The 19331-nt window shown below is 60.9% G+C and carries 16 protein-coding genes; 8 read left to right on the forward strand and 8 right to left on the reverse strand.

The window, feature by feature from the left end:
• Positions 1 to 38: 38 nt before the first annotated feature.
• Complete coding sequence (locus J5M56_RS16870) at positions 39 to 2489, reverse strand: glycogen/starch/alpha-glucan phosphorylase (protein ID WP_186476297.1); 2451 nt, start codon at positions 2487 to 2489, stop codon at positions 39 to 41.
• Positions 2490 to 2676: 187 nt separating this feature from the next.
• Here J5M56_RS16870 and J5M56_RS16875 point away from each other — a divergent pair, with 187 nt between their 5' ends.
• The gene (locus J5M56_RS16875) at positions 2677 to 3081 is read left to right on the forward strand and encodes a YkgJ family cysteine cluster protein (RefSeq protein ID WP_003259873.1); all 405 of its coding nucleotides are present in this window, start codon (positions 2677 to 2679) and stop codon (positions 3079 to 3081) included.
• A gap of 195 nt (positions 3082 to 3276) precedes the next feature.
• Here the strand turns inward: J5M56_RS16875 and J5M56_RS16880 are convergent, their stop codons facing one another.
• The 3 genes from J5M56_RS16880 to thiI all read right to left on the reverse strand — a co-directional run bounded on the left by J5M56_RS16880 (position 3277) and on the right by thiI (position 8284).
• On the reverse strand, positions 3277 to 4698 hold the full coding sequence (locus J5M56_RS16880; RefSeq protein ID WP_279381829.1) for a PhoPQ-activated protein PqaA family protein: 1422 nt from the start codon (positions 4696 to 4698) through the stop codon (positions 3277 to 3279).
• 183 nt (positions 4699 to 4881) lie between these two features.
• On the reverse strand, positions 4882 to 6702 hold the full coding sequence (typA, locus tag J5M56_RS16885; RefSeq protein ID WP_060480640.1) for a translational GTPase TypA: 1821 nt from the start codon (positions 6700 to 6702) through the stop codon (positions 4882 to 4884).
• A gap of 127 nt (positions 6703 to 6829) precedes the next feature.
• Entirely contained in the window at positions 6830 to 8284 is a 1455-nt protein-coding gene (gene thiI / locus J5M56_RS16890) for a tRNA uracil 4-sulfurtransferase ThiI (RefSeq protein ID WP_060480641.1), read from the reverse strand.
• Positions 8285 to 8709: 425 nt separating this feature from the next.
• Here thiI and glnA point away from each other — a divergent pair, with 425 nt between their 5' ends.
• The 4 genes from glnA (at position 8710) to ntrC (ending at position 13593) form a co-directional block, all read left to right on the forward strand.
• Positions 8710 to 10116, forward strand: a complete 1407-nt coding sequence (gene glnA / locus J5M56_RS16895) for a type I glutamate--ammonia ligase (RefSeq protein WP_060480427.1) — start codon at positions 8710 to 8712, stop codon at positions 10114 to 10116.
• A gap of 150 nt (positions 10117 to 10266) precedes the next feature.
• Complete coding sequence (locus tag J5M56_RS16900) at positions 10267 to 10809, forward strand: chorismate mutase (RefSeq protein WP_207937350.1); 543 nt, start codon at positions 10267 to 10269, stop codon at positions 10807 to 10809.
• Positions 10810 to 11074: 265 nt separating this feature from the next.
• Complete coding sequence (gene glnL, locus J5M56_RS16905) at positions 11075 to 12160, forward strand: nitrogen regulation protein NR(II) (protein ID WP_186476293.1); 1086 nt, start codon at positions 11075 to 11077, stop codon at positions 12158 to 12160.
• Positions 12157 to 13593, forward strand: a complete 1437-nt coding sequence (ntrC, locus tag J5M56_RS16910; protein ID WP_207937351.1) for a nitrogen regulation protein NR(I) — start codon at positions 12157 to 12159, stop codon at positions 13591 to 13593. The genes glnL and ntrC overlap by 4 nt, the downstream gene beginning before the upstream one ends.
• Before the next feature lie 357 nt (positions 13594 to 13950).
• Here ntrC and J5M56_RS16915 read toward each other — a convergent pair whose 3' ends face one another.
• Positions 13951 to 14388, reverse strand: a complete 438-nt coding sequence (locus tag J5M56_RS16915; protein WP_186476291.1) for a hypothetical protein — start codon at positions 14386 to 14388, stop codon at positions 13951 to 13953.
• On the opposite strand from J5M56_RS16915, the gene trmL reads away from it, so the two are divergent.
• The gene (trmL, locus tag J5M56_RS16920) at positions 14387 to 14848 is read left to right on the forward strand and encodes a tRNA (uridine(34)/cytosine(34)/5-carboxymethylaminomethyluridine(34)-2'-O)-methyltransferase TrmL (protein ID WP_060480432.1); all 462 of its coding nucleotides are present in this window, start codon (positions 14387 to 14389) and stop codon (positions 14846 to 14848) included. The two genes, J5M56_RS16915 and trmL, sit on opposite strands and share 2 nt — an antisense overlap.
• A gap of 74 nt (positions 14849 to 14922) precedes the next feature.
• On the opposite strand, the gene secB is transcribed toward trmL, so the two are convergent.
• From secB to J5M56_RS16935, 3 genes are read right to left on the reverse strand one after another with little or no spacing between them, the layout of a single operon-like run.
• Entirely contained in the window at positions 14923 to 15408 is a 486-nt protein-coding gene (gene secB / locus J5M56_RS16925; RefSeq protein ID WP_186476290.1) for a protein-export chaperone SecB, read from the reverse strand.
• 39 nt (positions 15409 to 15447) lie between these two features.
• A complete protein-coding gene (grxC, locus tag J5M56_RS16930; protein WP_060480434.1) occupies positions 15448 to 15702 on the reverse strand; it encodes a glutaredoxin 3 in 255 nt (84 codons plus the stop codon).
• A gap of 1 nt (position 15703) precedes the next feature.
• A complete protein-coding gene (locus tag J5M56_RS16935) occupies positions 15704 to 16117 on the reverse strand; it encodes a rhodanese-like domain-containing protein (protein ID WP_186476289.1) in 414 nt (137 codons plus the stop codon).
• Between the two features lie 205 nt (positions 16118 to 16322).
• On the opposite strand from J5M56_RS16935, the gene gpmI reads away from it, so the two are divergent.
• Entirely contained in the window at positions 16323 to 17858 is a 1536-nt protein-coding gene (gene gpmI, locus J5M56_RS16940) for a 2,3-bisphosphoglycerate-independent phosphoglycerate mutase (RefSeq protein WP_207937352.1), read from the forward strand.
• 122 nt (positions 17859 to 17980) lie between these two features.
• Complete coding sequence (locus tag J5M56_RS16945) at positions 17981 to 19276, forward strand: murein hydrolase activator EnvC (protein ID WP_060480437.1); 1296 nt, start codon at positions 17981 to 17983, stop codon at positions 19274 to 19276.
• The last annotated feature ends 55 nt before the right edge of the window (positions 19277 to 19331 follow it).

The raw sequence follows: 19331 nt of genomic DNA on the forward strand, positions 1-19331 counted from the left end.
AGCGGGTTAACTGGCGAAGGTGCCAGCACGGGCTTATATCAATCCAGAGCCTTCCAGATTTCGGTGGCATATTCGCGAATGGTCCGATCCGACGAGAACCAGCCCATCTTGGCCGTATTGAGCACGGCCATGCGCCACCACTGCTCCGGGGTGTGCCACAGCTCTTCGACCCGCTGCTGGGCATCCCAGTAGGCATCGAAGTCCGCGCACACCAGGAAGCGATCATAGGCGACCAGCCCGTCGATCAGCCCGCTGTAACGCGACGGATCGTCAGGTGAGAACACCCCGCTACGGATGGCTTGAAGCACGTCGTTCAGCCGATTGGAGGCGGCAATCGCGGCGCTGGCGCCGAAGTCGTTGGCTTTGCGGCGCGCCTCTACCTGCTGGGCGGTGAGGCCGAAGATGAACATGTTGTCCGCACCCACGTGTTCGCACATTTCGACGTTGGCGCCATCGAGCGTGCCAATGGTCAGCGCGCCATTGAGGCCGAACTTCATGTTGCTGGTACCGGATGCCTCGTAACCGGCCGTGGAAATCTGCTCGGACAGGTCCGCCGCCGGAATGATGCTCTCGGCCAGGCTGACGTTGTAGTTGGGCAGGAATACCACCTTCAGCAGGCCGCGCACGGTCGGGTCATTGTTCACGACCCGCGCGATGTCGTTGGCTAGCTTGATGATCAGCTTGGCCTGTTGGTAGCTGGCAGCGGCCTTGCCGGCGAAGATCTTCACCCGTGGTACCCAGTCGGTGCCGGGGTCGTTGCGCATGGCCTGGTACAGCGCCACGGTGTGCAGCAGGTTGAGCAACTGGCGCTTGTATTCGTGAATCCGTTTGACCTGCACATCGAACAGCGCCTCGGGGTTCACCGTGACCCCGATGCGGTCCTGGATGATGCTGGCCAGCGCACGCTTGCTGTGCAGCCGCTGGGCAGCGAACGCCTTGCGGAAGCTGGGCTTGTCAGCAAACGGCAGCAGCCCGGCCAGGCGGCCTTCGGGGTCGTCCAGCAGCTCTGGGCCAAGCGCTTCGGTCAGCATCGCGGTCAATTGCGGGTTGGACTGGAACAACCAACGGCGGAAGGTGATGCCGTTGGTCTTGTTGTTTATGCGCTCGGGGTAAAGCTTGTGCAACTCGGAGAACACCGTGCTTTTCATCAGCTTGCTGTGCAGCGCCGACACACCGTTCACGCTGTGCGACCCGAGGAACGCCAGGTTACCCATGCGCACCCGGCGGCCGTTGTCCTCTTCGATCAGCGACACGGCGCGCAGCACGTCGAAATCGTGCTGCCCTTTGGCGCGCAGAGCGTCGATGTGATAGGCATTGATCAGGTAAATGATCTGCATGTGCCGCGGCAGCATGCGCTCCATCAGCGCCACCGGCCAGGTTTCCAGCGCCTCCGGAAGCAGCGTGTGGTTGGTGTAGGCCAGGGTGCCGACGGTTAGCGACCAGGCGGTGTCCCAGGGTATTTCATGCTGATCGACCAACAGGCGCATCAGCTCGGCCACAGCAATCGAGGGGTGCGTGTCGTTGAGCTGGATGGCGGCCGCGTCAGGCAGGTTGAGCAGGTCTTTGTGCATGTTAAGGTGACGGCGCAGCAAGTCCTGCAGCGATGCCGACACGAAGAAGTACTCCTGGCGCAGGCGCAACTCCTGCCCAGCCTCGGTGCTGTCGGCTGGGTAGAGCACGCGCGAGATGCTCTCGGCCCTGGCCACTTCGGCGACAGCGCCCAAATGGTCGCCGGCATTGAAGCGTTCCAGGTGCAGCTCTTCCAGTGCCCGCGCACGCCAAAGGCGCAGGGTGTTGACGCTCGAGCCACGCCAGCCCACCACCGGGGTGTCATAGGCCACTGCCCGCACGGTCTCGCCCGGCCACCACACCTGACGCTGTTCGCCATGGGCGTCGTGCACCGTTTCGACGCTACCGCCGAAGCTGATGGGGTAGATCACCTCTGCCCGCTCGAACTCCCAAGGGTTGCCGAAATCCAGCCAGTTCTCGGTCTGCTCCTGTTGCCAGCCGTCGACCACGGCCTGACGGAACAAACCATGCTCGTAGCGGATGCCGTAACCGTGGGCGGCAATGCCCAGTGTCGACATGCTTTCCATGAAGCACGCGGCAAGACGTCCCAGGCCACCGTTGCCCAAGGCCGCATCGGGTTCGAGCAGGCGAATGCGCTCAAGATCCACGCCCAGGCCTTGCAGCGCTTCACGGGCGATCTCCAGGTACCCGAGGTTGCTCAGGCTGTCGTACAGCAGCCGGCCGATGAGAAACTCCAGAGAAAGGTAATAGACCCGCTTCTGGCTGCGACGGTAAGCCTGGCGGGTGTGGTCCATCCAGTGGTCGACCATGTGGTCGCGCGCAGCCAGGGCGATGGCTTCGAACCAGTCATGGTCGAAGGCATGCTCTGGGTCTTTGCCGACCGCGTAGGTCAGTTTGCTCAGCACCGCGGCGCGAAAATCGGCCACCTCGGCGTCACGTGGGTTGGTTTCCTGGGACATACGGCATCCTCGGGCAAATGGACGAATCACAGGGAGAGTGTTGAGACTAGCCACTTCGACACAGAGTGACAGATGACGTTCGCAGTTTTCATGCCCGATTGCCAAATCCGGCAAAAGGTTGTTCACAATTTGAACAACTCCGGTATCATCGCGCGCCCCAAGACCGTGATTCACCTCTTATAAAACGATGAAAACGACCCTGATCGCCGCGGCCGAAGTCGACCGCCTGGAGACTTGGCAGCGCTACACCAGCAATATGTGCCATGGCTGCCATTCGACGTGCTGCACCCTGCCGGTAGAGGTGAAGATCAAGGATCTGATCCGCATCGGCGTAGTGGATGAGTTCGAGAAAGACGAGCCGCCGAAGAACATCGCCAAACGCCTGCAGAAAGACGGCATCATCGAGCGCTTCAACCAGAAGTCGGGGATCTTCACCCTGACCCGCATGAGCAACGACGATTGCCTCTATCTGGATCGTAAAAGCCGGCTTTGCACCATTTATGACAAACGCCCGGACACCTGCCGCAATCACCCCAAGGTTGGGCCGCGGCCGGGTTATTGTGCGTACAAGCCGAAGGTGGTTGGGCGCTGACGCTATTGGCTTGGTTGTGGTGGTGCGGCGCTCGATCTCACAGGCGCTGAAAATGCCGAGGCGAACCCACGCTGGCCTACCCGCAACCTCAAAATAAACCCACCCCGGCACCTGAGGCCAGGCGGATGCGCTGCCGCACCCCTGGCAGCGAACCGGCACCAGCCATCGCCCCACAGCGCCAGCCTCTGAAGCGATCTACGCGGGGAAGCTGCGGCAAGCCCCCCCCTGATCCATCGGAGGGTGCTCGGGGTAGCTCTGCGGCAATACGCTGACCGGGCTGGTTGCGATGAAGCCATCAGCGAACTTCGCTTCGACGAACTGCGCTTGCCACCCAGTAGCTGGCGCCGTACGTTGCAGAACGAAGTGTTGCTCGGGCGCGAGCGTCTCGGACAGGTAACGCACCCCGCAGGCATAGCGGAAATCTCGGTCCCGACTGTTGCTCGCCGTCCATACCTTCACCGCCACTGGCGGTTCGGAAAAGTCGACCAACATCTGCCCGGCCTGCCCGCTTGCTGTCACCTTCACACTAGGCAGTGGCTTGCCATCGCGCAGGCGCGTAACAAGCGGCACCAAGGTGCTGACCACCGCTTTTCGCACCCCACCATGGTCAGAGTTAGGCAACACCCTCAAACTGGTCACGCCAGGTAGGCGCTGCTGATAATCAGTGACCGGGTCAGGTGCGAAGAAGTCGTCGCCGCTGGCGGACACCAGATATTTGGGAATGGCCAGCCGCTGCCCCTCCTCGCCCAGGTACTGCATCGGATCCATCATCATCATCAGCCGCTCGAATGCTGGGGTGCCCAGTTGCTGCAGAACACCGGCCTGCTGGTAAGCACCCAGCGCCAGAGGCCAGTGCCCCCCATAACGCTTGCGCAATCCGCTCAGCATTCCCGAAACGTCCGCGATGTCGATCACACTGGGCACGATGGCCATCACGCGCTCATCGGCCAGTGCCGTCAGCCACGCACTCCAGCCGCGCTTGGAAGCACCGGTGATGATGAAACGCTCCACCGTGAGGCCCTGCTTTCCCAGTTCCTGCTGGGCCAAGTCCATCGCCCGGCTCGCCGCCGCAGCCATCGGCACATGCAGCGGCAGTTCCGGCGCAGCCCCGCGCAATGAGTGGGCCCAGGTGTGGGCCACGGCGTCATCTTCGCGCAATGGCTTGTCGACATCGCTAAAGGTCACGTACTGGTTGGGTACATCGCTGATCATGACCACGGCCATCTGCGCCTTGAGGGCGATTTCGCGCAACGCTTCTCGAGCATAGTCGGGGACTTGCGCCGGCCCGTGCCGCACGCCGTTGTTCACCACCAGCAAGGCTTTGCCAGGCACTGCGTTGTCGGGAATGTGCAGCTCGACATTGTGCACCCAGCGGCGCGGCTCCAGCACCGGGGCTGGCTCCCACACCTGCGAAACCATCTGCAGACGACGCAATGCATAGCCAGGCTCGGAGGCCTGTTCCAACAGTTCTGCTTCCAAGGGTGCCTGGCGCACCTTGTCCATGTGGCACTGGACGACATCCTGCGGTCGCGCATTGGCGCATTCGCGCCCGGTGCAAGCCTGCAGGCCAACCATCAGGCAGGGGATGGCCATTGCCAAGCGGTAATTCATGGTCATGCTTCCTCTCCAAGAAAATGCACGCCACGCTAGGCATGACCAAAAGCGCCCACAAGTCGCAAAATGCACTGGCAGATGCAAACTACACAACCTTGAGACATCAGCTACAAAAACCGCGCACCCTCAAAACAAAAACGCCCCCGGCCTTTCGACCGGGGGCGTTTTCATTCAGCCTGAGCTAACTCAGTTCTTGGCTTTCTTGGCAGCGCGGGTACGCTCGCCTTCGTCCAGGATCTTCTTGCGCAGACGGATCGACTTCGGCGTCACTTCGCACAGCTCGTCGTCCTGGATGAACTCCAGAGCCTGCTCGAGGGTGTGGCGAACTGGCGGTACCAGGGCGATGACTTCGTCTTTGCCCGAAGCACGCATGTTGTCGAGCTTCTTGCCCTTGGTCGGGTTAACGCCCAGGTCGTTGTCGCGGCTGTTCAGGCCGATGATCTGACCGTTGTAGATCTCCTGGCCGTGTTCGACGAACAGCTTGCCACGCGCCTGCAGAGTTTCCAGCGAGTAGGTCAGCGCCTTGCCAGTTTCGACCGAAACCAGAACGCCGTTCAGACGGCCGGACATCTGGCCCGACTTCATGGTGTCGTAGCGATCGAAGATCGAAGTCAGGATGCCTGCACCGTTGGTCAGGGTCAGGAACTGGTTACGGAAACCGATCAGACCACGGGCTGGAATGTTGTACTCCAGGCGGACACGGCCCTTGCCATCCGGAACCATGTTGGTCAGGTCGCCCTTACGCAGGCCCATCTCTTCCATCACCTTGCCCTGGGATTCTTCAGGGATGTCGATGGTGACGTTCTCGAACGGCTCCTGCTTGACGCCGTCGACTTCGCGGATGATCACTTCAGGACGGCCCACGGCCATCTCGAAGCCTTCACGGCGCATGGTTTCGATCAGTACCGACAGGTGCAGTTCACCACGGCCCGATACCTTGAACTTGTCTGGGGAGTCGGTTTCCTGAACGCGCAGAGCTACGTTGTACAGCAGTTCCTTGTCCAGACGGTCCTTGATGTTACGGCTGGTGACGAACTTGCCTTCCTTACCGCAGAACGGCGAGTCGTTGACCTGGAAGGTCATCGAAACGGTTGGCTCGTCAACGGTCAGCGGCTTCATCGCTTCGACCGCATCTGGGGCGCACAGGGTGTCGGAGATGAACAGCTCGTCGAAACCGCTGATGCAGACGATGTCGCCAGCCTGGGCTTCTTCCACGTCGACGCGGTGCAGGCCGTGGTGGCCCATCAGCTTGAGAATACGGCCGTTACGCTTCTTGCCATTGGTGTCGATGGCGACCACTGGCGTGTTCGGCTTGACGCGACCACGGGCGATACGGCCAACGCCGATAACGCCGAGGAAGCTGTTGTAGTCCAGAGCGGAGATCTGCATCTGGAACGGGCCTTCACGGTCAACCGATGGCGCAGGTACGTTGTCGACGATCGACTGGTACAGGGCGGTCATGTCTTCGCCCATGGCGGTGTGGTCCAGGCCGGCAATGCCGTTCAGGGCCGAGGCGTAGACGACTTTGAAGTCCAGCTGTTCGTCGGTGGCACCGAGGTTGTCGAACAGGTCGAAGATCTGGTCCAGTACCCAATCAGGGCGCGCACCCGGACGGTCGACCTTGTTGATCACGACGATTGGCTTGAGGCCGGCTTCGAACGCTTTCTTGGTTACGAAGCGGGTTTGCGGCATTGGGCCGTCTTGGGCATCGACCAGCAGCAGCACGGAGTCGACCATCGACATTACACGCTCAACCTCGCCACCGAAGTCGGCGTGGCCGGGGGTGTCGACGATGTTGATGTGGTAGCCATTCCAGTTGATGGCGGTGTTTTTCGCCAGAATGGTAATACCGCGCTCTTTTTCCTGGTCGTTGGAGTCCATGACGCGCTCGTCGTTGAGCTCGTTACGCTCCAGAGTGCCGGACTGACGCAGGAGTTTGTCGACCAGGGTGGTTTTACCATGGTCAACGTGGGCGATGATGGCGATGTTACGCAGATTTTCGATCACAACTGTATCTCGATCAGAGGATTCGGTTGCCGCCAGTGTAGGCGGCGAATATGTAGAGTTTGAGGCTCAGCGGGCCCGATGGTCGGGAGGGCGATGGCGGATGCTGCCGCCATACAGCCCTGGCGTCTTATGTCGGACGATAAACACGCACATTGGCATGTCCCTCACTGAGCAGGTGGTGTGCGTGCAAACGGCTCATCACACCTTTGTCGCAGTACAGCAAGTACTGGCGTGTAGGGTCCAGATGCTTGAACTTGCTGTTGATCGCGTAGAACGGCATGGCCTGCACATCGACCCCGTCCAGCACCAGAGGTTGGTCTTCCTGGGCATCGGGGTGACGGATGTCGATGACGATCTGGCCCGGCAACGCCTCGGCCACTTCCTCGATTTCGATGTCCTTGCCCAACTCGTCGATCACATGGTCGATGGAGATGAACTTGGCGCGCTCCAAGGCACGCTCCAGCACGGCCATGTCGAACTGCTTTTCTTCATGTTCCATGCGGTGACGCTTGGCATGGGTGGTCGGGTTCACCGAGATGACGCCGCAGTATTCGGGCATGTGCTTGGCGAAGTCGGCCGTGCCGATTTGCGTGGCCTGGTCGATGATGTCTTGCTTGTGGCTGGCCAGCAATGGGCGCAGCACCAGCTTGTCGGTGGCCGAGTCGATGATCGACAGGTTCGGCAGCGTCTGGCTGGAGACCTGGGAAATCGCTTCCCCAGTGACCAGCGCATCGATCTGCAGGCGCTCGGCCATGTGCGCGGCGCCGCGCAGCATCATGCGCTTGAGGGTCACGCCCATATAGCTGTTGTCGACCTTGTTGAGAATCTCGCCGACCACTTCTTCGAACGGCACGCTGATGAACAGCACCCGCTGGCTGCTGCCGTACTTTTTCCACAGATAATGCGCAACTTCCATTACCCCCAACTCGTGGGCACGGCCCCCAAGGTTGAAGAAGCAGAAGTGGGTCATCAGGCCGCGGCGCATCATCTGGTAGGCGGCCACGGTGGAGTCGAAACCACCGGACATCAGTACCAACGTCTGCTCAAGAGCGCCAAGCGGGTAACCGCCAATGCCGTTGTGCTGGTTGTGAATGACGTACAGGCGCTGGTTGCGAATTTCGATACGCACCATTACCTCTGGCGCCTTCAGGTCGATGCCGGCGGCGCCGCATTGCTGGCGCAGCTGGCTGCCGACGTAACGATCGACGTCCATCGAGGTGAAGTCGTGGTGCCCGCCACGTTTGCAACGTACGGCAAAACGCTTGCCTGCCAGCAGATGGCCGAAGTGGTGCTTGCACTTGGCGACGATGTCGTCGAAATCACCCAGCGGGTATTCTTCTACCTGCAGGAAGTGGGTGATACCCGGTGTGCAGGTCAGGCGCTCGATCATCTCGCGCTGAACCTTCTCGTCCTCGACGCGGGTGACCACTTCGAGATTGTCCCAGACACCATCGACCGCGAGCTCGGGATCCAGATCCTTGAGCACGTTGCGGATGTTCTTGCCGAGCTGGCGGATGAAGCGCTTGCGCACCGGCCGGCTTTTGATGGTGATTTCTGGGAAGACTTTGACGATGAGTTTCATTGGTTAACAGCGCGCGCAGGGCCTGCCGAAAATGAGGGGCGCGAATTATAGCGGAAATTGCTCAGGATTTGAGCAACTTTTGATCAGAAGGTTTGATATAGATGAAAGGGGCGGTTTTTGAGGGTGCCTGTGAGATCGAGCGCCGCGCGGGCGGCGCTCAATCGCAAACGCACCACAAAACCGACGCCGAGCACCACAACAGTGCACACCTAACAAAAAACGCATCAAAACCGTGCGCTATTACCCGCGAGCCCGCCACCAAATGCCCGCAAACGCCCCTTTTTATCTCACGCTCGCCATTTTCGGGCACTGGCATGCAATTTGCTCCCTTGTGAGGCAGGTACGCTTGGCCGACTATCCGCGCCCAGCAACACCCTTTTTCCAGGGCGGCGGCCTACCGCGCTCTAGACCATCCGGAGGACAACATGTCGAAGTCGGTTCAACTCATCAAAGATCATGACGTCAAGTGGATTGATCTGCGTTTCACGGACACCAAAGGCACCCAGCACCACGTGACCATGCCGGCGCGTGATGGCCTGGACGAAGACTTCTTCGAAGTCGGCAAGATGTTCGACGGTTCCTCCATCGCTGGCTGGAAAGGCATCGAAGCATCCGACATGATCCTGATGCCGGTCGATGAAACCGCCGTTCTGGACCCGTTCACCGAAGAGCCGACCCTGATCATCACCTGCGACATCGTCGACCCGTCGAGCATGCAGGGCTACGATCGCGACCCACGTGCGATCGCCAAGCGCGCCGAAGAGTACCTCAAGAGCACTGGCATCGGTGACACCGTATTCGCCGGCCCAGAGCCAGAATTCTTCATCTTCGACGAAGTGAAGTTCCAGTCGGACATCTCCGGCTCGATGTTCAAGATCTTCTCCGAGCAAGGCTCGTGGATGACCGGCGCTGACGTAGAAGGCGGCAACAAAGGCCACCGTCCGGGCGTCAAAGGCGGCTACTTCCCAGTTCCGCCGTTCGACCACGACCACGAAATCCGTACTGCCATGTGCAACGCGCTGGAAGAAATGGGCCAGACCGTTGAAGTTCACCACCACGAAGTGGCGACTGCCGGCCAGAACGAAATCGGCGTCAAGTTCAACACCCTGGTGAAGAAAGCTGACGAAGTTCAGGCACTGAAATACGTCGTGCACAACGTTGCCGACGCTTACGGCCGTACCGCTACCTTCATGCCTAAGCCACTGTACGGTGACAACGGCTCGGGCATGCACGTACACATGTCGATCTGGAAAGAAGGCAAGAACACCTTCGCCGGTGAAGGCTATGCCGGCCTTTCGGAAACCGCTCTGTACTTCATCGGCGGTATCATCAAGCACGGTAAGGCCCTGAACGGCTTCACCAACCCATCGACCAACTCCTACAAGCGTCTGGTTCCAGGCTTCGAAGCCCCGGTAATGCTGGCCTACTCGGCTCGCAACCGTTCCGCCTCGATCCGCATTCCTTACGTCGGCAGCCCGAAAGCCCGCCGTATCGAAGCACGCTTCCCGGACCCATCGGCTAACCCATACCTGGCCTTCGCTGCCCTGCTGATGGCTGGCTTGGATGGCATCCAGAACAAGATTCACCCAGGCGATGCTGCCGACAAGAACCTGTACGACCTGCCACCAGAAGAAGCCAAGGACATCCCGCAAGTGTGCGGTAGCCTGAAAGAGGCTCTGGAAGAACTGGATAAAGGCCGTGCGTTCCTGACCAAGGGCGGCGTGTTCTCCGACGACTTCATCGATGCGTTCATCGAGCTGAAGAGCGAAGAAGAAATCAAGGTCCGTACCTTCGTGCACCCGCTGGAATACGAGCTGTACTACAGCTGCTGATCTGATCGGCGCCTGGCGTCGATAAGCTAATCGACACGGCCTCCCTCGGGAGGCCGTTTCTGTTTCTGCCTTCAGAAACTTCGGAAGGCTCCTACCCGCAGCCCAGCCTAGCTTCTGCACACTCGAACCTTCATTCAAAGGAGGTTCAGCATGCGTACACCCCTGCTTGTGGCAACCGCCAGCCTTGTTCTCACCGGCTGCGCGGCATCAGAACCAAACCACCCCGCCTTCGGCCCACTGCTTGAAACCATCGAGCGTCGCCTGGGTTTGGCGCAAGCGGTCGCCTTGCACAAGTGGGACAACGGCCAACCTGTTCAGGCCAGCACCCGTGAACGGCAAGTAGTGGCCAATGTGCGGGCGGCCGCAGCTGAATATGGCCTGGCTGCGGAGCGCGCCGAGGCGTTCTTCGCTGACCAGATCGAGGCAAACAAACTGGTGCAGTACACACTGCTTTTCCACTGGCAACGCGTGGGCGCAGCACCAGACGAGCCGCGCAGCGACCTGCAACGGCAAATCCGCCCTCAACTGGACCAGCTACAGAGCGCCTTGCTCAGGCAACTGGCCGACTTCGACAGGGGCAAACCGCAAAACTGCGCCGTTGAGTTAGCCAATGCCGTGGCCGGCCGCCCTGTGGACCATCTGACTCAGCAGGCTCTGATCCGCGCAACTGGCCGGCTGTGCGACACACACTGAACCACCCATGCTCTATATTGGTGCATGAAATCTGCGAGTGAGCCGGTTTGTACCCCAAAACGGTTCACCGGAATCGATTTATCAGGGCATTCTGGTCCGAATATGCGCATATTCAGGCCGTTATCAGTAAATTCCGCTTCTTTTCGGAGCCTTGGTTTGTTTCTTGCAGTTTCTTGGGCAGAGACTGGCATCAGCGGTTCCACCGCGCGCCCGGCCAATGGCCGCAGCCTGCCCGACAAGTGCCAAAAGAGGTCGACGACGCCTTATGACCATCAGCGATGCACAGCACCGTCTGCTTCTGGACAACCTGACCACCGCCACGCTCCTGCTCAATGCGGAACTGCGCCTGGAGTACATGAACCCGGCCGCAGAAATGCTACTTGCAGTCAGCGGCCAGCGCAGCCATGGGCAGTTCATCAGCGAACTGTTCACCGAATCGACCGAAGCGCTCAACTCATTGCGCCAGGCGGTGGAGCACGCGCACCCGTTCACCAAGCGTGAAGCGCAGCTGACGTCATTGACCGGGCAGACCATCACTGTGGACTACGCCGTGACGCCCATCCTGCACCAAGGCAATACCTTGCTGCTGCTGGAGGTCCACCCGCGCGACCGCCTGTTGCGAATTACCAAGGAAGAGGCCCAGCTGAGCAAGCAGGAAACCACCAAGATGCTGGTGCGGGGCCTGGCTCACGAGATCAAGAACCCGCTTGGCGGCATCCGCGGCGCCGCGCAATTACTCGCTCGCGAGCTACCCGAAGAGGGGCTGCGCGACTACACCAACGTGATCATCGAAGAGGCCGACCGTCTGCGCAACCTGGTCGACCGCATGCTTGGCTCGAACAAGCTGCCGTCCCTGGCAATGACCAACATTCACGAAGTGCTCGAACGGGTCTGCAGCCTGGTCGATGCCGAAAGCCAGGGCTGCATCACTTTGGTGCGCGACTATGACCCAAGCCTGCCGGATGTGCTGATCGATCGTGAACAGATGATCCAGGCAGTCCTGAACATCGTGCGTAACGCCATGCAGGCGATCAGTTCGCAGAACGAGCTGCGCCTGGGCCGCATCACCCTGCGCAGCCGCGCCGTGCGTCAGTTCACCATCGGCCACGTGCGCCATCGCCTGGCGGCGCGGATCGAGATCATCGACAACGGCCCGGGTATCCCCTCGGAACTGCAAGACACGCTTTTCTATCCCATGGTCAGCGGGCGCCCGGACGGCACCGGCCTCGGCTTGGCCATTACCCAGAACATCATTAGCCAGCACCAGGGCCTGATCGAGTGCGAAAGCCACGCAGGGCACACCGCCTTCTCGATCTTCCTGCCCTTGGAACAAGGAGCCAACGCCTCATGAGCCGAAGTGAAACCGTATGGATCGTCGATGATGATCGCTCCATCCGCTGGGTCCTGGAAAAAGCCCTGCAACAGGAAGGCATGACCACCCAGAGCTTCGACAGCGCCGATGGTGTGATGGGCCGCCTGGCTCGCCAGCAACCGGATGTGATCATCTCTGACATTCGCATGCCCGGCGCCAGCGGCCTCGACCTGCTGGCGCAGATTCGCGAACAACACCCCCGGCTGCCGGTCATCATCATGACCGCCCATTCCGACCTGGACAGCGCTGTGGCGTCCTATCAGGGCGGCGCCTTCGAATACCTGCCCAAGCCATTCGACGTCGACGAAGCGGTGTCTTTGGTCAAGCGCGCCAATCAGCACGCTCAGGAACAGCAAGGCCTGGATGTACCCCCAACGCTGGCTCGCACCCCGGAAATCATCGGCGAAGCGCCGGCCATGCAGGAGGTGTTCAGAGCCATCGGTCGCCTGAGCCACTCCAACATCACCGTACTGATCAACGGCGAATCCGGTACGGGTAAAGAGCTGGTGGCGCACGCCCTGCACCGCCACAGCCCACGTGCCGCATCGCCGTTCATTGCTCTGAACATGGCGGCCATTCCGAAGGACTTGATGGAGTCTGAGCTGTTCGGCCATGAAAAAGGCGCATTCACCGGCGCGGCCAACCTGCGTCGCGGGCGCTTCGAGCAAGCCGACGGCGGCACGCTGTTCCTCGACGAAATCGGTGACATGCTGGCCGACACCCAAACCCGCTTGCTGCGAGTGCTGGCCGATGGCGAGTTCTATCGCGTGGGCGGGCATGTGCCGGTGAAGGTCGACGTGCGAATCATCGCCGCAACCCACCAGAACCTGGAATCACTGGTAACCGCTGGCAAGTTCCGCGAAGACTTGTTCCACCGCCTCAATGTGATCCGCATCCATATCCCCCGCCTGGCAGACCGCCGCGAGGACATCCCGGCACTGGCCCGTCATTTCCTGGGCCGTGCCGCACAGGAGCTGGCGGTCGAGCCGAAACTGCTCAAGCCAGAAACCGAAGAGTTCATCCGCAACTTGCCATGGCCGGGCAACGTGCGTCAGTTGGAAAACACCTGCCGCTGGATCACCGTGATGGCCTCCAGCCGCGAAGTGCTGATTGGCGACCTGCCGCCGGAGCTGTTGAACCTGCCGCAGGATGCTGCGCCGGTGACCAACTGGGAACAAGCCCTGCGCCAGTGGGCCGACCAAGCCTTGGCCCGCGGCCAGTCGAACTTGCTCGACAGCGCAGTGCCCAGCTTTGAGCGCATCATGATCGAGACCGCACTCAAGCACACCGCCGGGCGCCGTCGCGATGCGGCACTGCTGCTGGGTTGGGGCCGCAATACCTTGACCCGCAAGATCAAAGAGTTGGGGATGAATGTAGATGGCGGGGATGACGAAGAAGGTGACGACCACTGACCCAGTGCTTCGTCCGTGAACTCACTAAGGCCCCTTCGCGGCCTTAGACGTTTTTGCCCTGTGATGCACCGTTGCTGTGCCCGATGCACCTCACCAAGGCACAAACCCCCTGTAAAAACGGCCAAATTGCCCTCAAGGCCCAGTAATCACGGGTTTTGCAAAACTGGCACGCCACCTGCAATGGTAGGTACATACCCAGTTTCGGGGGCCCTGGTACAGGCAGGCCGGGTGACCCCTCTTTTATTCGCAGTAGCCGTTTTCGGGGACCTCGGTACAGGCAGGCCGGGCCATCCCCTCTTTAATACGCAGTAGCCCCCTTTGGGGACCTCGGTACAGGCAGGCCGGGAATCCCCTCTTTTATTCGCGCAGCCTCACCTGCACCCGCCAACGCCCAGCGTCCTCTGCACCGGCCCATTCACCGTGCAGGGGGCGCGCGGCAATCAGTGTCAGTAACAGCCCCTTGTCGCTGTCCTGCAAACGCCAGCCCACCGGCTTACCCTGCAAGTCCAGCTGACCGCGCTGAGCCTTGCCTTGGGCCTCGAACAGCACAGCCACGGTGCCCTCGACATTTTCGCCATGCAGCTTGGGGGCTTCGTTGAACCACAGGTCCAGGCCACCCTGTACCACCTCGACCTGCTCCAGTACACGCTCATCCGGGGCCGTCAGGCGCCCGATCATCAGGCCCACCAGCACGCCAAACAGCGCCAGGGAAAGCAGCATCCGCGGCCAGGCCTTCGAACGCAGGTCCGGTTCGAGGGTAGAATGCTCGTCATCTTCACGTTTGGAGCCGTGCATGTTTCACGTCATCCTTTTTCAACCAGAAATTCCGCCCAATACCGGCAACATCATCCGCCTGTGCGCCAACAGCGGTTGTGCCCTGCATCTGATCGAGCCAATCAGCTTCGAACTCGACGACAAGCGCCTGCGCCGGGCAGGGCTGGACTACCACGAGTATGCCACGCTCAAACGCCACCAGAGCCTGGCTCAATGCCTGGAAAGCCTGGGCAACCCGCGCCTGTTCGCCTTCACCACCAAGGGTTCGCACCCTTTCGATGAGGTGGCTTATCAGCCAGGGGATGCATTTTTGTTCGGGCCTGAGAGCCGAGGCCTGCCCGCAGAAGTCCTGGATAGCCTGCCAGCGCAACAGCGCTTGCGCCTGCCGATGCGGCCAGGGTGCCGGAGCCTTAACCTGTCCAATACCGTGGCGGTGACCGTCTATGAAGCCTGGCGGCAGAATGGGTTTGCCGGGAGCTGACCGTTAGCCCGCGAACAGGTCGGCACAGGCATTAAAAAAGCGCTCCGAGGAGCGCTTTTTCGATACCGGCAGAATTATTGCACGGTAGGCGTTTCGCCAGTTTCCTGCATGCGCTGCAGCTCTTGAGCGTACAGGGCGTCGAAGTTGACCGGCGACAGCATCAGGGCCGGGAACGAGCCGCGGGTCACCAGGCTGTCCAGGGTTTCACGGGCGTACGGGAACAGGATGTTCGGGCAGAACGCGCCGAGGGTGTGGCTCATCGACGAAGCGTCGAGGTTCTTGATCAGGAAGATACCGGCCTGCTGAACCTCAGCGATGAATGCGACTTCGTCACCGTTCTTCACGGTAACCGAAAGGGTCAGCACCACCTCGTGGAAGTCACCCTCAAGGGCCTTCTGTTTGGTGTTCAGGTCCAGGGCAACGCTCGGCTCCCAGGCCTGACGGAAGATCTGCGGGCTTTTCGGGGCTTCGAACGACAGGTCACGCACGTAGATACGCTGCATGGAGAACTGCGGGCTGTTGTCTTCTGCAGCAGCGCCGTTGGTCTGTTGGTCAGTCATGGCAGATCCTTATCCTAATGGTTTTGAATGCAGGGCAAGTCAGGGCGCCAGCAGCGCGTCGAGCTTGCCGGCGCGCTCCAGGGCGTAAAGGTCATCGCATCCACCGACGTGGGTACTGCCGATCCAGATCTGCGGCACGGAGGTACGGCCCGCCTTCTGGCTCATTTCGGCACGCACCTGCGGCTTGCCGTCGACCTTGATTTCCTCGAAGGCCACGCCCTTGCTCTGGAGCAGGTGCTTGGCGCGCATGCAGTAGGGGCAATAGTCGCTGGAATAGACGATGACAGGCTTCATATCACTTCACCAAGGGCAGGTTATCGGCTTTCCAGCTGGAAACGCCACCGCTGAGCTTGGCGGCGGTGAAACCAGCCTTGATCAGCTCGCCGCAGACCGCGCCGGACTGCTGGCCCATCGCGTCGACGACGATCAGGGTCTTGGCCTTGTGTTTTTCCAGCTCGGTCATGCGGCTGGCAACTTTGTCCTGTGGAATGTTCAGTGCACCGACGATGTGGCCGGCCGAGTACTCCTTGGACGGGCGAATGTCGATGACCAGTGCCTGCTCGGCATTGACCAGCGCGGTCAGTTGGCCATTGCTCAGGCTCTGGCCACCACGGCGCAGTTCGTTGACGAGCAAGGCAACCAGCAGAATCACGAAGATCGCCACCAGGATGTAGTGATCTGTCGCGAATTGAATCAGGTGAGCAACCATCAGCGGTGTTCCAGGCGATTGAAAATGCCGGCCAGTATACACAGCCCCCCTGTGCCACCAAAGCCCGATGGGCCGGTGGTAAAGGTAGGTTCATGTTGCTGCAGGCCTGCGCCGGTCGGGTGGCAGGACGATTATTCGCCGCAGATGGCGCATTTGCCCTAAAATGCGTGTCTTTATCATCTTTGAACAACCGTGAGTTTGATTGATGACGAGCACGCCCAAACCCCTGGTCCTGATCATCCTGGATGGATTCGGCCATAGCGAAAGCCACGAATTCAACGCCATTTACGCCGCCAACACCCCGGTCTACGACCGTCTGCGCGCCACCCAGCCGCATGGCCTGATTTCCGGCTCCGGGATGGATGTCGGCTTGCCAGATGGGCAAATGGGCAACTCTGAAGTCGGCCACATGAACCTCGGCGCCGGGCGCGTCGTCTATCAGGACTTCACCCGCGTGACCAAGGCTATCCGCGATGGCGAATTCTTCGAAAACCCCGTGCTAAGTGGCGCGGTGGACAAGGCAGTCGGCGCCGGCAAGGCCGTGCATATCCTCGGCCTGCTGTCCGACGGTGGCGTGCACAGCCACCAGGACCACCTGGTCGCCATGGCCGAACTGGCCGCCCAGCGTGGCGCCGAGAACATCTACCTGCACGCCTTCCTCGACGGCCGCGATACCCCGCCACGCAGCGCGCAGTCGTCGATCGAACTGCTCGACGCGACTTTCGCCAAGCTCGGCAAGGGCCGCATCGCCAGCCTGATCGGCCGTTACTTCGCGATGGACCGGGACAACCGCTGGGACCGCGTTAGCGCGGCCTACAACCTGATCGTCGACAGCGTGGCCGACTACAGCGCCGACACCGCATTGGCAGGCCTGGAAGCGGCCTACGCCCGCGAGGAGAACGATGAATTCGTCAAGGCCACGCGCATCGGCGCACCGGTCAAGGTCGAAGACGGCGATGCGGTGATCTTCATGAACTTCCGCGCCGACCGTGCTCGTGAGCTGTCGCGTGCCTTCGTCGAACCGGACTTCAACGAGTTCCCACGGGCGCGTCTGCCAAAGATGGCCGCCTACATCGGCCTGACTCAGTACTCGGCCAAAATTGCCGCTCCGGCCGCCTTTGCACCGTCCAGCCTGGACAACGTGCTGGGTGAGTACCTGGCGAAAAACGGCAAGACTCAGCTGCGTATCGCCGAAACCGAGAAGTACGCGCACGTTACATTCTTCTTCTCCGGCGGCCGCGAAGAGCCATTCGAGGGCGAAGAGCGCATCCTGATCCCGTCGCCGAAGGTTGCCACCTACGACCTGCAGCCGCAGATGAATGCGCCTGAAGTGACCGACCGCATCGTCGAAGCCATCGAGCAGCAGCGTTTCGACGTGATCGTGGCCAACTATGCCAACGGCGACATGGTCGGCCACACCGGTGTCTTCGACGCTGCAGTCAAGGCTGTCGAAGCCCTGGACACCTGTGTCGGGCGCATCGTTCAGGCGCTGGAGAAGGTCGGTGGCGAGGCCCTGATCACCGCCGACCACGGCAACGTCGAACAGATGGAAGACGCCTGCACAGGCCAGGCCCACACCGCGCACACCAGTGAGCCGGTGCCGTTCATCTATGTCGGCAAACGCAAGGTCAAGGTCCGCGAAGGCGGCGTACTGGCCGACGTGGCGCCGACCATGCTGAAGCTGCTGGGCCTGGAAAAACCGGCTGAAATGACCGGCACCTCGATCCTGCTCGACGCCTAACGCTGCCAGCTGCACGCGGCAAGATCAGGCCTGCCATTGCTCGCTTTTTCTTGCCGCAGGTAGCTTGGCGCTTGCCGCTGCTCCATACTAGGCCAGTCTTCATCCCTGGTACGCCGAACCCCATGCTACGCGCCCTGATCCCCTTAGCCCTGTCCTGCCTGCTCAGCCCGGCCTTCGCCGATGAGCGCGCACAGACCCAGCAGCAACTGGATGCCACCCGCCAGGACATTGCCGAGCTCAAAAAGACGCTAAGCAAGCTGCAGGAAGAAAAAGCCGGAGTGCAAAAAGACCTCAAGGCCACCGAAACCGACATCGGTAACCTGGAGAAGCAGGTGGAGGCCCTGCAACAAGAACTAAAAAAGACCGAGGGCGAGCTGGAGCGCCTTGATACCGAGAAAAAAAAACTCCAGAGCGCCCGCGTTGAACAGCAACGGCTGATCGCTATACAAGCTCGCTCGGCCTACCAGAACAACGGCCGCGAGGAATACCTCAAGTTACTGCTCAACCAGCAGAACCCTGAGAAGTTCGCCCGCACCCTGACGTACTACGACTATCTGAGCAAAGCCCGCCTGGACCAGCTAAAGGCCTTCAACGAAACCCTGCGCCAGTTGGCCAATGTCGAGCAGGACATCTCCCGCCAGCAGGAACAACTGTTGGCCCAGCGCGCCGACCTCGACACCCGCCGCCAGGCCCTGGACGCCGAACGCAGCAAGCGTCAGCAGGTGCTGGCCAAGCTCAACAACGACGTGAAGAGCGGCGACCAGAAACTGCAGGCCCGCCAGCAGGACCAGGCGGATCTGGCCAAAGTGCTCAAGACCATCGAAGAAACCCTGGCCCGCCAGGCCCGCGAAGCCGAGCAAGCGCGGCAGAAGGCTCTGCTCGCCCAGCAGGAGGCCGAGAAGCGCCGGCAGCAAGAAGCCTTGGCCGCACGGGCCGACAAAGACGATGCCGAGCCCCCGAAAAAGGCTCGCACCACCCTCGGCCCGATGGTTTCCAGTGATGGCGCCAGCTATGGCGGTGCATTTTCTGCTGCACGGGGAAAACTTCCGTGGCCAGTCAACGGTCGACTGCTGGCACGCTTTGGCGATGCCCGCGGCAATGATGCCCGAGCCAAGTGGGACGGGGTGATGATCAGCGCCAACCCCGGCACGCAAGTGCACGCCGTGCATGGCGGGCGAGTGGTGTTCGCCGACTGGTTGCGTGGCGCTGGACTTCTGGTCATTCTCGACCATGGCAATGGTTACCTGAGCCTGTACGGCCATAATCAGAGCCTGCTCAAGAGCGCCGGCGACATCGTCAAGGCCGGCGAAGCCATTTCCACCGTTGGCGACAGCGGTGGCCAGGACAGTGCAGGGTTGTACTTCGCCATCCGCCAGCAGGGCCGGCCGACCGACCCCGCACAATGGTGCCGCGGCTGACACACAACAAACGGTATAGCGCCAGGCGCCGCACCGATGCTCCCCAGGGAGCGCT

The organism is Pseudomonas sp. 51_B, assembly GCF_017491595.1.
Classification (GTDB): Bacteria; Pseudomonadota; Gammaproteobacteria; order Pseudomonadales; family Pseudomonadaceae; genus Aquipseudomonas; species Aquipseudomonas promysalinigenes.